We start from the raw sequence: 12,250 nt of genomic DNA on the forward strand, positions 1-12,250 counted from the left end.
CCCCAGAGCTGCGCGTCCTAGATTTTACTGCGCATGTCGACTCTTATCGATGCACAAGTAGCCGAAATCCGGCAGCAATTAACCGGCGCCGACCCGCTGGATATTCTCCGTTTTATTGCCGCAGAATTTGCCGGCAAAGCCGCTTTTTCTACCTCTTTCGGGCTCGAGGATCAGGTAATTACCCACCTAATTTTTGCCCACAATTTACCCATCGAAGTATTTACGCTCGACACGGGGCGTAATTTCCAGGAGACGTATTCGACCTGGAGCAAAACCGTACTCAAATACGGTAAAACCATCCGCGCTTACTACCCCCATCAGGACGAAGTAGCGGCGCTGGTGGAGCGCCAGGGGCCCAACGGCTTCTACGAAAGCGTGGACACGCGCAAGGCCTGCTGCCACGTGCGCAAGGTGGAACCGCTGAGCCGTGCCCTCACCGGCAAAGCCGCCTGGGTAACCGGCATCCGGGCCGAACAGTCGGCCAACCGCACCGGCATGCACGCCGTGGAGTGGGACGCCAACTACCAGCTCTTCAAAGTAAACCCGCTGCTGGACTGGACCTGGGAGCAAACCTGGGCCTTCGTTCGGGAATACAGCATTCCGCACAACCCGCTGCATATGCAGGGCTTCGTGAGCATTGGTTGCGCGCCGTGCACGCGGGCCGTTAAGCCCGGTGAAGACTTCCGGGCCGGTCGCTGGTGGTGGGAAGACCAGTCGGCCAAGGAGTGTGGCTTGCACGCCACCGCCGCTGTCGTTCCTACTGCCACGCTCGAAGGCCATTAACGCACTAGGCCTAAAATGAGGGCTTGAGCTAGTCGTCTTGACGACTACCGTCCCTGCCTCACCGCATTCCCCGCCTTTCCTGACTTCTTCACAATCGGCCCAAAAAGGCCGGACAGGCACCCCCTTGCCTTATGCCTACGCTGCCTCGCATCGACTACCTCGACCGGCTCGAAGCCGAAGCCATCCACATCCTGCGCGAAGTGGCCGGGCAGTTTCAGCGCCCTGCGCTGCTGTTCTCGGGCGGCAAAGACTCCATTGCCTTGGTGCGCCTCGCCCAGAAGGCCTTTCGCCCCGGTAAGTTTCCCTTCCCGCTGGTGCACATCGACACCGGCCACAACTTCCCCGAGGTGCTGCAGTTCCGCGACCAGCTGGCCGCCGAGCTGGGCGAGCAGCTGATTGTGCGCCGGGTAGAAGATACCATCAAGCAGCGCGGCCTGCGCGAGCCGGGCGGCAAGTTTCCGAGCCGCAACGCCCTTCAGACCTACACCCTACTGGATACCATCGAGGAGTTCGGCTTCGACGCCTGCATCGGCGGGGCGCGCCGCGACGAGGAAAAGGCCCGGGCCAAGGAGCGCATCTTCTCGGTGCGCGACGAATTTGGCCAGTGGGACCCGCGCCGGCAGCGCCCGGAGCTGTGGAACATCTACAACGGGCAGATTCAGCCCGGCGAAAACGTGCGCGTGTTCCCCATTTCCAACTGGACCGAGCTGGACGTGTGGAACTACATCCAGCGCGAGAACATCCTGCTGCCCAGCATCTATTTCGCCCACGAGCGCCGCTGCGTGGTGCTGCCCTCGGGCCAGCTGCTGGCCGTGACCGAGCACCTGACGCTGGACGCCTCCGACGAGCTGACGACCCGGCAAGTGCGCTTCCGCACCGTGGGCGACGCCACCTGCACCGCCGCCGTGGAAAGCGACGCCCACACGCTAGAGGCCATCATCGAGGACATCCTGCAGGCCAAAGTCAGCGAACGGGGCGCCACCCGCCTCGACGACAAGATTTCGGAAACCGGCATGGAAGACCGGAAGCGCAACGGCTACTTCTAAGTGGTGAAATGATGAGGTGGTGAACCAGTGAGTGTCAGCTCCGAGGCACAACGCCTGCCGACGTCAGCGCATTCATCATCTCCCAGAACACCAAACTCACCACTTCACAATCTCACCACATGGACCTTCTCCGATTCATCACCTGCGGCAGCGTCGACGACGGCAAAAGCACCCTGATTGGCCGTTTGCTCTACGATTCCGACGCCGTGTCCTTGGACGTGCTGGCCGCCCTGGAAGAGCAGAACCGCACTTCCGCCGCCGGTACCGTGGACCTGGCTTTGCTGACGGACGGACTGCGCGCCGAGCGGGAACAGGGCATCACCATCGACGTGGCGCATAAGTACTTCACCACGCCGCGCCGCAAGTTCATCATCACCGATACGCCCGGCCACGTGCAGTACACCCGCAACATGGTGACGGGTGCTTCCAACGCCGATCTGGCCATCGTGCTGGTCGACGCCCGGCAGGGCATCGTAGAGCAGACGCGGCGGCACACCATCGTGTCGGTCCTGCTCGGCATCAAGCGCTTCGTGCTGGCCGTGAACAAAATCGACCTGATGGGCTACTCCGAGGCCGTCTTCCACGACATCGTAGCCGATTACGCCGCCGTGGCCGCTCAGCTCGGCATCAAGCAGGTGGCCAATATTCCCATCAGCGCCCTGCACGGCGACAACGTGGTAAAGCCTTCGGCCAACTTGCCCTGGTACAAGGGGCCGAGCCTGCTGGAATACCTCGAAACGGTGCCGGTAGCCACCGAAGCCAACACCGACGCGGCGCGCTTCCAGGTACAGTACGTCATCCGCCCGCAAAGCGTGGAGCTGCCCGATTACCGCGGCTACGCCGGCCGCATTCAAAGCGGAGTGTACCGCCGTGGCGACCAAGTGCTGGTGCTGCCCGCCGGCATCGAGACGACGCTGGAAGCCATTGAAATCAACCAGCAGGAAGCAGACGTGGCCGTGGCCCCGCAGGCGGTGGTACTCCGCCTCACCGACGACGTGGACGTGAGCCGCGGCGACACCATCGTGCCGCTGGCGCTGGCCCCGGAGCCCACCCGCGAGCTGGAAGCCACGCTGTGCTGGATGGTGGAGCAGCCCCTGCGCGCGGGCCACAAGCTGCTGGTGCAGCACCACACGGCCAAAACCCGCGCCGTGGTGCAGGCCATCGTGGGCAAAACCGACATCCAGTCCTTCGCCCAGCAGGAAGCCACCGAAGCCAAGCTCAACGACATCGTGCGGGTGCGGCTGAAAACGGCCCAGCCCCTGGCTGCCGACACCTACCAGCAGAACCGCACCACCGGCGCCTTCATCCTGCTCGATGAGCAAACCGGGGCCACGCTGGCCGCCGGCCTGATTGAGCAAACGGTACTGGCCGAACCTGAATTTGAAATTTAACCGCTGACGGTCTACCACAGAACGTCATGCTGAGCCCCGCGAGACATCTCGCGTGCTGACTTCAGGGAGTAACCCACGAGGAAATTACCCCCGGACGTCAGTACGCAAGATTCCTCGACTTCGTCCGGAATGACGACCTACTACATGACGGTCTGAAAAGCGAACCGTCCCTTTCGCCCGGCTTCCACTCCGACGATTTTCGCCTGATAGGCAACCAAAACCTGGTCGTTGCCAACATCAGCGCCGCCGACCGCGGCCGCGTGGAGCAGGTGCTGACGCAGTACGGCGTGCTGGCCGGCACCGCGGAGCGCACGGCTTTGCGCCTGGGCGCGTTGGCCTGTGTGGCACTTAACACGTGCTCATTAGCATTTGCGGAAGCCGAACGTTATCTTCCCCAACTCCTTGACCGACTGGATGCTGTTATCCGGGCCCATGGCTTGGCCAACGAAGGCATCCTGATCCGCATGACCGGCTGCGCCCGCCCCTACCTGGGCGAAATCGGGCTGGTGGGCAAATCGGTCGGCCGCTACAACCTGTACCTCGGCGCCAACCACGCCGGGGAGCGGCTCAACAAGCTGTACCGCGAAATGCTGGACGAAGAAGGCATCGTGCAGGAGCTTACGCCCCTGCTGGCGGCCTACGCCCAGCACCGCCTCCCGTCCGAACGCTTCGGCGACTTCGTCATCCGTCAGGGTTACGTCGCCGCTACCACCCACGGCCAAAACTTTCACGCCTAATGAACTCGTCTGCTTTGCCCCTCCAGCTGGCGGCCACCGGCCCGCCGGCCGACGACCCCACCCCGGCCGCTGGCAATGCCCTGTTCCCGGTTTTCCTGAAGCTCGAACAGCTGCGCGTGCTGCTCGTCGGCGGCGGCGCGGTGGGCCTGGAAAAGCTCACCGCCTTGCTGCGCAACAGCCCGGCCACGGCCATTACGGTCGTGGCCGGCAGCATTTCCAGCGAAATCCGCACGCTGGCTGCGCAGTACCCCAAGGTGCAGCTGCACGAACGTCCCTACCAGCTCACCGACCTCATCGGCCACGACCTGGTGCTCATCGCCACCAACGACCGGGCCCTGAACAGCCGCATCAAGCAGGAAGCTACCGGCCACGGCCTGCTGGCCAACGTAGCCGACACGCCCGAGGAGTGCGACTTCTACCTAGGCTCGGTGGTGCAGAAAGGCGACTTGAAGGTGGCCATCAGCACCAACGGCAAGTCGCCGACCGTGGCCAAGCGCCTGCGCGACGTGCTCGGCGAAGTGCTGCCCGACGAGCTGAACGACGTGCTGCAGCACATGGGCGTCATCCGCAGCCGCCTCAAAGGCGACTTCGCCCAGAAAGTAAAGGCGCTGAACGAGGTAACGGCCGAGCTGGCCGAGTCGCCCGAAACGACGATGTGGCGGCGCATTGCTACTCTCTCGCTGTTCGCGTTTGCCCTCATGCTGGGCATCAACGTGCTGACGATTTACTACACCTGGCCGGAAGTCTGGGGCGTGGTCAGCTCCGCGCAGACATTCTACATCTTCGTGGCCGTAGGCTTCGCCGCCCAGCTCGTCGACGGACTACTGGGCATGGGCTACGGCGTAGTCACGGCCATCAGCCTGATGTCCCTGGGCCTGAACCCGGCGGCGGTCAGCGCCAGCATCCACACGGCCGAAATGTTTGCCAGCGGTGCCTCGGGCTATAACCATTACCGCTTCGGCAACGTGAACCGCCGCCTGTTCCGCGCCCTGCTGATTCCGGGCATCCTGGGTGCGGTGAGTGGAGCATTTTTGCTCTCCAAGCTCGGCGAAGAGTACGCGGGTTACGTGAAACCCGTACTGGCCGCTTACCTGCTGCTGCTGGGCGTGCGCATCATCAGCAAGGCCTTCCGCAAGCCCGACCTGCGCAAGCGCAAGGTGAAGCACGTGGGCTGGCTGGCCGGCGCCGGCGGCTTCCTTGACTCGTTCGGTGGCGGCGGCTGGGGGCCTCTAGTGACCAGCACACTTATCTCGCAGGGCCGCACGCCGCAGTACGTTATCGGCTCCGTGAGCCTGACAGAGTTCTTCGTCACCTTCGCCAGCGCCCTCACGTTCTTCGCTACCATTGGCATTTCGCACTGGCAGGTGGTACTAGGGCTGATTGTGGGCGGTGTGGCGGCCGCGCCATTTGCGGCCCGCTTAGCGGGGCGCGTCTCCACCCGGGTTATGTTCCTGGGCGTCGGCACCATGGTTATCGTCTGGAGCCTGTGGGCACTGCGGAAAGTGTTTCTGCTGTTCTAGGCCCGGCAAACAACAGCCAGCCCGTCATTCCGAGCGCAGCCTCAGAATGACGGGCTGGTTCCTTTAAGCTAAAGCCTCAGGCCAGCGGCTCGCGGCCTTCTTCACGACGGCGGAAGCTGCTGGGCAGTTCGGCTGGCCGGCGACGATTGTAGAAGGCATCTTCGTTGTAGCCAGGCTGCTCGTAGAAGGGGCTGCCGTCGCGCACAGGTACGGGCAGATTCAGGGCCCGCAGCATGGCCTCCTCGTAGTCGCGGCTGATGTTGATTTCGAGATAAGGCGGGTAGTTCAGCACCGATTCGCTCGTCAGCGCCGGCACGAACACGTTGTCGCCGTCGTCATCCAGCGCCGCGGCGCCGATGGGAATCAGGATGTGCCGCTCGTTTTTGTTGATGTGCAGGCCGCCGTCCAGCTCCACGTCGAGGTAGCGGACTTTCATGGCGTCGGGCTCCACAATCAGCTCGTACACGTCGCCGAAGCGCTTGCCATCGGCGCCGCGCACGGCCCAGCCGCGTACGTCGGGGCTGCCGTCGGCTACTTCAAAATCGTGCAGGTCGCGCAGCCGCACCAAGTGCATGCCGGCGGCGCTGGGCACCGGGGTCGTTTCCATGTTGCAAGCGAAGGTTCAGGGGTTGGGAGTTACACCGCAGCCGGCTTTTCCAGCACGCGCAGCACGTTGGCGGCTTGCTGAAAAAACTCCTGCGTGGCTTGCTGCTCGGCGGGCGTAGCGGTGCGGCCGCTGAGTTGGCCAGCTTTATTTACCAGGCTGGTTACGTCGCGCTCCAGGGTGCCGTAGCCACGGCGCTGCATTTCCTGCATTAGTTCGGCCGCTGCCACAAAGCCGGGCCGCAAAGAGCCGCCGTCGGCCACGCGGCTAGTGGCGCTGGTCAGGTCGTTGCGCTTTTCGTCCACGGCGGGGTTGCGCAGGTCGTTGCGGTCGGCCATGGTGCTTAGTACACTGCTGAGCATCAGCAGCCCGTGCCGGGCGTAGTCGGTGCCGGCCGGATCATCCGCCACGAAGGCGTAGAAGTCAGCTGGGGTAGCGTTGCTCTCGTCGCCGGGCTGCTCTTCGGTAGCCAGGGCCCCTACCGATGGGTCACCGGTGGGTGCGGCAGGGTCGGCGGCTTGGCCGGTGGTATCGGTGGGGGCACCGGGCAGCGCCGCGGCGCTGCTGGTAGCAGCCGGGGCGGCCTCGGGCGTAGCGGGTTGTTCCTGGTCGCGGCTGACGAGGTACCAGATGCCCAGCCCCAGCAGCACCAGCACTGCTACGAGCAGGGGCCACGGGCTAATCGTTCGTTTTTTGCGCTGAATGTTGATTTCGGCCATAGGGGTTTGGGAGGCGCGGGTACGGGCAATCCATACGCGCTGCGCCCCAAATAAGGTACAATTCCCTTACCAGCGCCTGTTCAGGCGTAAGGAGCCGGCGCCGGTGTGTGCTGACATTGCGCCTCACTCCCCGCCCCCCTCTCCGAAAAAGGAGAAGGGAGCTAGACGAAGCGGTAGAAATACTTCGGCGTCGCTTAGCAGGACGCTCAATAAACTGTAAATAGCTTTTCAGCCCGGCTGCCAACTGGTCCGCCTGCTGGTCCGCAGTCGTTTCATTGTCGTTTCTCAGGAGACGACCGGCAATGGAATAAATTCCGCCGGACTGAGCGTGTCAACGTTGGCAGTACCGCGCACCCGCGCCAGAATGGCTTCCAGCAGCGGCCGCATGCTGTGCAGCTGCCGCGTCTTGATCATGAAATTCCACAGCGGCTCGAAGCGCTTCCAGCCGCCGGCGTAGGCCAAATGCTTGAGCTTGTGCTTCAAGTCATCGTGGGTGAGGCTGCCGGCCAGGATGTTGCGCCAGGAATAAAACTCCTCGTACGCCCAGTCGTAGCCAGCCTTCAGCTGCTCGGCCGTCAGGCGCGGCCCGGTTTTGTAGACGACTGTGCGCGTGTCGTACTCATCCCAGCGCTGGTGCAACAAGCGGCCGGCGGCTTCCATCTGCTTGTAGAGCGCCGTGCTAGGATAGGGCGTGAGAATGTGGTAGGTGGCCGTGGTGATGCCCTGCTGCACACCCCAGTCCACGGTGCGCCGGAATACGTCCGGGTCGTCATCGTCGAGCCCGAACACGAAGCTGCCGTTGATCATAATGCCCAGATCGTGCAGCTTCCGGATGGCCAGGGCGTAGTCGCGGCCCAGGTTCTGGTGCTTGTTGCTGGCCCGTAGGTTCTCGGTGCTCAGCGTCTCGAAGCCAACGAACAAGCTGCGCAGCCCGGCCGCAGCTGCTTTTTCCAGTAAGCCGTTGTCGCGCAGGATGCTGTCGACGGTGGCGGCGCCCTGAAACAGCCGCCCCATGCCGCGCATGCCCTCGAACAGCACTCCAGCAAACCGTTGGTGCCCGAGCAGGTGGTCGTCGAGGAAATACAGATGCCGCCCGGGTAGCCGGTCGATTTCGGCCAGGGCATCGTCTACGGGCTGGGTGTAGAAGGTTTTGCCGCCCTCGAAAAAGGCATCCTTGTAGCAGAAGTCGCAGTGGTGCGGGCAGCCGCGCGTCACCACAATGGAGTTGGGCACCAAGTACAGCTCCCGCCGAATCAGGTCGCGGCGAATGGGCGGGGCGCCCACCAGCGTGCGCACCGCCGAGCTGTAGCGCGACAGGGCCCGGCCCTGCTGCCAGTCGCGCAGAAACTGCGGGAAAGTATCTTCGCCGGGTCCCAGGAAAATGCTGTGCGCGTGTGGAGCTGCTTCGTCGGGCAGGCTGGTTACGTGCAGGCCGCCGAGGCACACGTAGCTGCCCCGGGCCCGGTACATATCGGCCAGCGCGTAGGCCCGAAAGGCATTGGTGATGTACACCTGAATGACGACCAGGTCGGGCGCGTCATCGGTCCGGAGCTCCTCCACGTGCTCATCCTGCAGCTCTACTTCCCAATCGGCGGGCACGTAGGCGGCCAGCGTGGCCAGGCCCAGCGGCGGAAACAACGAATACTTGATAGGGCGCCAATAGGGGTTCTTGGCTTCGGTCAGGGCAGGCAAAATGAACTTGGCGTGCATAGCAGTAATGGGTAGATGACGCCAGCAAGGAAGTAGTTATGCTTTGAATTACAAAGTTCTTTACAAAACTACGTACAGCAAGACAGTGCCTGCGCTGCCTCACCTCTGCCCCATCAACGCCACGCCGGAATGTGGCGCCGAACGCATTACTTACCGCGTCAATCTTCCCGTTATCCATGTCGCCCGAGTCCATCCTTGCCGAACTGCAGACCCGGCAGCTACTGCCACCCGCGCAGGCCGAGCTCATCCGCACCGACGAAGCCCGCCGCCCCTTTTCCCTGCACCGGGAGTTGCGGCTGCTCTTGTACCTGGGCATCGTGCTGCTCAGCGGCGGGCTGGGCGTGCTTATCTACCAGCACATCGATGACATTGGGCACGGTGTGATAGTGGCCGCCATTACCGGGCTTATGCTGGCCTGTTTCGCCTATGCAGCCCGGCGCCTACAGCCCTTTACCTGGGGCGAGGCTCCGCGCGCCGGCTTTCTGCCCGACTATGCTCTGCTACTGGGCTGCCTGCTATTTGTCACCCTCGAAACCTACCTGCAGGTACAATACGGCCTGTTCGGCAGCCGCTACGGGCTGGCCACGGTGCTGCCGGCAGTGGTATTTTTCGCCCTGGCTTACCGGTTCGACCACCGGGGCGTGCTGGCCATGGGCATCACTGCGTTGGCGACTTGGATCGGCGTCACCATTCAGCCCCTGTCAGCCTTCGTCACCAATGACTTCTGGCATTCCCGCCTGAGCACGGCCGCCATCGTGCTGGGGCTCGGGCTGATGCTGGCCGGGCTGCTGGCGGAGCGCTACGGCCGCAAGGCGCACTTTGCCTTCACCTACCTCTCCCTGGGCAGCAATCTGTTACTGCTGGCCGCTACCGCTTCCCTGCTCGACTTCACGCCCGGCTACGGTAGCTTTCCGCCGGTGGTGCTGGTGCCGCTGATTCTGCTGGTATGCGCGGCGCTGGTGTGGTACGCCCGCCGCAGCCATTCCTATCTGTTGCTGCTGATGGGCATCGGCTACGCCTACGTGGCCGTGACTTATGTGCTGGTCCGCCTTATTGCGGCCACCGAGTCCGGGGAAGCCGGCTTTACCTTGCTGCTGTTCTATGTGCCGCTGTCGGCCGCGGGCGTGGTGCTGCTGTTCGTAAACATCAAGAAAATCCTGCGCCTGAAATGAGCCTGTACGCCTACGACCCTATCTGGCCGCGTCACGAAGCAATCCAGGAGCAGGCCACGCGCTGGCACAAGCGCGGCTTGCTCTCGGCGGAGCAGCTCACAGCCGTGCAGGCCGCTTTTCCGCTCACCTTCTACCGCCCGCACCTGTTCCTGCGCATCGGGCTGTTCCTCTTCACCACGCTGGGTGCGCTGGCCGGCGTCGGTTTCGTGGGCATGATGTGTCAGTTCCACTTTCTCGGCATGCTCCTGCTCAGCCTGGCTATCGGCGCGGTGGTGCTGGAATTGGTAGTGCGGGGCAAGCATCTCTACCACTCCGGTGCCGACAATGCTCTGCTATACCTGGAGCTGGCAGGACTCGTGACACTGATATTTTACCTCGTCTACCGCCAGCTAAACCAATACGGCTACGAGGACGTCCAGGACCCGGTGCCCGGCACTGTCCTCCTCTCCGTGGCGCTACTGTTCACCCTGGTGGTACTGTTGCTGGCTACCCTGCGCTACGCCGACCGTCTCGTAGCCATTGCCACCTACCTAAACGCGCTCCTGCTTCTGGGCAACCTGCTGCTGATGTTGCCTCACGGCACGCTGCTGCTGCCTTTTGCCTTGGGCGCCGCGTCGGCGGGTGCTTACGTTTGGTTTACGCGGCAGCTCCGGCAGCCTGAGCGGCAGTATTACCACCGCTGCCTGAGGCTGCTGCGCGGCGTCGCGCTGGGTACGGCCTACCTGTCCGTCAACTATTGGGCGGTGCGGGAAGGCAACGCCGCGCTGCTACCCGGCTATGTGTACCAGTCGCCGCAGATTCCGCTGGCGCCGCTGTTCTACTTGTTCACGGCCGGTATTCCGTTGGTCTACCTGCTTCAGGGCCTGCGCCGCCCCGACCGTACCTGGCTGTGGCTCGGCCTGCTGACGGCGGCCTTTTCCGTCTTCACCCTGCGTTATTACCGCAGCGTATTGCCGGCCCCCTGGGCGGCCACGCTGGCCGGCGCCCTGCTCACGGGCGTAGCCGTGTGGGCCACACGCTACCTACGCCGGCCCCACCACGGCCTAACCGCCGCTGCTGATGAAGCCGAAGACCCACAGCTCAACCTGGAGTCGCTGATAGTAGCCCAGACGGCCCACAGTGCCCCCACTGCCACTGAGGCGGCTGGAGTGCAGTTCGGTGGCGGCCACTCCGGCGGAGGCGGCGCTACGGGCGCGTACTAAGTCCCGTTACTGCTGCCGGCCCTTTGAGCGGCAAGCAGCCTGCCGCTTGGCCCAGTCCTAAAAACAAATGGCCCGCCGCGTCATTGCTCGGCGGGCCATTTGGCTGCATTAGTCTTTATACTGCCAGCTAGGCCGGCACCTTGCGGTACATTTTGGCGAGCTGCGCTACAGCATAGTCGACTTCTTCAGCAGTGTTGTACTTGCTCATCGAGAAGCGAATAGCGCCGCGAGCCGGGTCGCAGCCCAGTGCCGTCAGCACGTGCGAGCCGATGTTGGAGCCGCTAGTACATGCCGAGCCACCCGAAGCCGACACGTGGTTGATGTCAAGATTGAAGAGCAGCATCTCGTTCATATCCGAGGGCGGCAGGCTCACGTTCAGCACCGTGTACAGGCTCTGGTCGGCCTCAGCCGACAGCCCGTTGAACTGCACGTCCTCTATTTCAGTCCGCAGCCGCTCAATGAACCGGTCCTTCAGCCCCTGAATGTGCTGCCGGTGCGCGTCCATGTCACGGTAGGCAATTTCCAGCGCTTTGGCCAGCCCGATGATGCCGTACACGTTTTCGGTGCCGGCGCGCACGTTGCGCTCCTGCGAGCCGCCGTAGATGAGCGGCTGCACCTGCACCGCCGAGTTGGTGTAGAGGAAGCCCACGCCCTTAGGTCCGTGAAACTTGTGCGCCGAGCCCACCAGGAAATGGTTTTGCAATTGCTGTACGTTGTGGCGGTAGTGGCCCATCGTCTGCACCGTATCGGTGTGGAAAATGGCCCCGTGCGTCCGGCACAGCTGCCCAATGGCTTCGATGTCGTTCAGGTTACCGATTTCGTTGTTGCCGTGCATCAGGCTCACGAAGGAGCGCGTGTGCGAGCCCAGCAGCTCATCGAGGTGCTCCAGGTCCAGCTTGCCCTGCTCGTCGAAGCGCACGTAGCTCAGCTCTATCTCGCCCGACTTCTCCAGCGCCTCCAGCGTGTGCAGCACCGCGTGGTGCTCCAGCTTCGAGGTCACGGCGTGCTTCAGCCCCAGCGTCCGGATCGAGCCGAACGCGGCGTAGTTGTCGGCTTCGGTGCCCCCCGAGGTAAAGCTGATTTCGGCCGGTGCGGCCCCAATCAGGTGGGCAATGGTCTTGCGGGCATTTTCGATGGCGGCGCGCACCTTACGGCCGTGGCCGTGGATGGAGCTGGGGTTGCCGAAAAACTCCCGCATAAAGGGCAGCATGGCATCCAGCACTTCCGGGTCCAGGGGAGTGGTAGCGGCGTTATCGAAGTAAACCGAAGGCGTAGTGGAGTTCGGCATCATGCGCAACACGTTGGGGTGGGCTGCAAAAATAACGGATTCACCCTATCCAACCCCGGCCGCATCCATTTGTGCTTC

11 protein-coding genes are annotated in these 12,250 nt (G+C 63.2%); 7 read left to right on the forward strand and 4 right to left on the reverse strand.

What is annotated here, in order from left to right; genetic code table 11:
- The first annotated feature begins 33 nt into the window (after nucleotides 1-33).
- The 5 genes from B0919_RS00820 (at nucleotide 34) to B0919_RS25910 (ending at nucleotide 5,477) form a co-directional block, all read left to right on the forward strand.
- Nucleotides 34-783, forward strand: a complete 750-nt coding sequence (locus B0919_RS00820) for a phosphoadenylyl-sulfate reductase (RefSeq protein ID WP_078010292.1) — start codon at nucleotides 34-36, stop codon at nucleotides 781-783.
- Between the two features lie 131 nt (nucleotides 784-914).
- Complete coding sequence (cysD, locus tag B0919_RS00825; RefSeq protein WP_078010293.1) at nucleotides 915-1,829, forward strand: sulfate adenylyltransferase subunit CysD; 915 nt, start codon at nucleotides 915-917, stop codon at nucleotides 1,827-1,829.
- Nucleotides 1,830-1,948: 119 nt separating this feature from the next.
- Nucleotides 1,949-3,220, forward strand: coding sequence for a sulfate adenylyltransferase subunit 1 (locus B0919_RS00830; protein ID WP_078010294.1), 1,272 nt, complete (start codon nucleotides 1,949-1,951; stop codon nucleotides 3,218-3,220).
- 260 nt (nucleotides 3,221-3,480) lie between these two features.
- Nucleotides 3,481-3,957, forward strand: coding sequence for a hypothetical protein (locus tag B0919_RS24515; protein WP_139361816.1), 477 nt, complete (start codon nucleotides 3,481-3,483; stop codon nucleotides 3,955-3,957).
- Nucleotides 3,957-5,477: a TSUP family transporter gene (locus B0919_RS25910; protein WP_078010296.1), complete on the forward strand. Its 1,521-nt coding sequence runs from the start codon at nucleotides 3,957-3,959 to the stop codon at nucleotides 5,475-5,477. The genes B0919_RS24515 and B0919_RS25910 overlap by 1 nt, the downstream gene beginning before the upstream one ends.
- 76 nt (nucleotides 5,478-5,553) lie before the next feature.
- On the opposite strand, the gene B0919_RS00845 is transcribed toward B0919_RS25910, so the two are convergent.
- The 3 genes from B0919_RS00845 to B0919_RS00855 form a co-directional block, all read right to left on the reverse strand.
- Complete coding sequence (locus B0919_RS00845; RefSeq protein ID WP_078010297.1) at nucleotides 5,554-6,084, reverse strand: PRC-barrel domain-containing protein; 531 nt, start codon at nucleotides 6,082-6,084, stop codon at nucleotides 5,554-5,556.
- 29 nt (nucleotides 6,085-6,113) lie between these two features.
- Nucleotides 6,114-6,800, reverse strand: coding sequence for a hypothetical protein (locus tag B0919_RS00850; RefSeq protein ID WP_078010298.1), 687 nt, complete (start codon nucleotides 6,798-6,800; stop codon nucleotides 6,114-6,116).
- A 285-nt stretch (nucleotides 6,801-7,085) separates the two neighbouring features.
- Nucleotides 7,086-8,510, reverse strand: a complete 1,425-nt coding sequence (locus B0919_RS00855) for a B12-binding domain-containing radical SAM protein (RefSeq protein WP_078010299.1) — start codon at nucleotides 8,508-8,510, stop codon at nucleotides 7,086-7,088.
- A gap of 176 nt (nucleotides 8,511-8,686) precedes the next feature.
- Between B0919_RS00855 and B0919_RS00860 the strand changes: the two genes are divergently transcribed.
- On the forward strand, nucleotides 8,687-9,682 hold the full coding sequence (locus B0919_RS00860) for a DUF2157 domain-containing protein (RefSeq protein ID WP_078010300.1): 996 nt from the start codon (nucleotides 8,687-8,689) through the stop codon (nucleotides 9,680-9,682).
- Nucleotides 9,679-10,884 carry a hypothetical protein gene (locus B0919_RS00865; RefSeq protein ID WP_078010301.1) on the forward strand — a complete coding sequence of 402 codons (1,206 nt, stop codon included), beginning with the start codon at nucleotides 9,679-9,681 and terminating at the stop codon, nucleotides 10,882-10,884. The genes B0919_RS00860 and B0919_RS00865 overlap by 4 nt, the downstream gene beginning before the upstream one ends.
- A gap of 127 nt (nucleotides 10,885-11,011) precedes the next feature.
- Here B0919_RS00865 and B0919_RS00870 read toward each other — a convergent pair whose 3' ends face one another.
- A complete protein-coding gene (locus B0919_RS00870) occupies nucleotides 11,012-12,172 on the reverse strand; it encodes a cysteine desulfurase family protein (RefSeq protein ID WP_410503612.1) in 1,161 nt (386 codons plus the stop codon).
- Between the last annotated feature and the right edge of the window lie 78 nt (nucleotides 12,173-12,250).

Origin of the sequence: Hymenobacter sp. CRA2 (assembly GCF_002007105.1) — a bacterium.
In the GTDB taxonomy this organism is placed as follows: domain Bacteria; phylum Bacteroidota; class Bacteroidia; order Cytophagales; family Hymenobacteraceae; genus Solirubrum.

Excerpts from the sequence above, each read along its gene's own strand:
- B0919_RS00820 (WP_078010292.1), top strand. The coding sequence starts at position 34 with ATGTCGACTCTTATCGATGCACAAGTAGCCGAAATCCGGCAGCAATTA.
- cysD (WP_078010293.1), top strand. The coding sequence starts at position 915 with ATGCCTACGCTGCCTCGCATCGACTACCTCGACCGGCTCGAAGCCGAA.
- B0919_RS00830 (WP_078010294.1), top strand. The coding sequence starts at position 1,949 with ATGGACCTTCTCCGATTCATCACCTGCGGCAGCGTCGACGACGGCAAA.
- B0919_RS25910 (WP_078010296.1), top strand. The coding sequence starts at position 3,957 with ATGAACTCGTCTGCTTTGCCCCTCCAGCTGGCGGCCACCGGCCCGCCG.
- B0919_RS00845 (WP_078010297.1), bottom strand. The coding sequence starts at position 6,084 with ATGGAAACGACCCCGGTGCCCAGCGCCGCCGGCATGCACTTGGTGCGG.
- B0919_RS00850 (WP_078010298.1), bottom strand. The coding sequence starts at position 6,800 with ATGGCCGAAATCAACATTCAGCGCAAAAAACGAACGATTAGCCCGTGG.
- B0919_RS00855 (WP_078010299.1), bottom strand. The coding sequence starts at position 8,510 with ATGCACGCCAAGTTCATTTTGCCTGCCCTGACCGAAGCCAAGAACCCC.
- B0919_RS00860 (WP_078010300.1), top strand. The coding sequence starts at position 8,687 with ATGTCGCCCGAGTCCATCCTTGCCGAACTGCAGACCCGGCAGCTACTG.
- B0919_RS00865 (WP_078010301.1), top strand. The coding sequence starts at position 9,679 with ATGAGCCTGTACGCCTACGACCCTATCTGGCCGCGTCACGAAGCAATC.
- B0919_RS00870 (WP_410503612.1), bottom strand. The coding sequence starts at position 12,172 with ATGCCGAACTCCACTACGCCTTCGGTTTACTTCGATAACGCCGCTACC.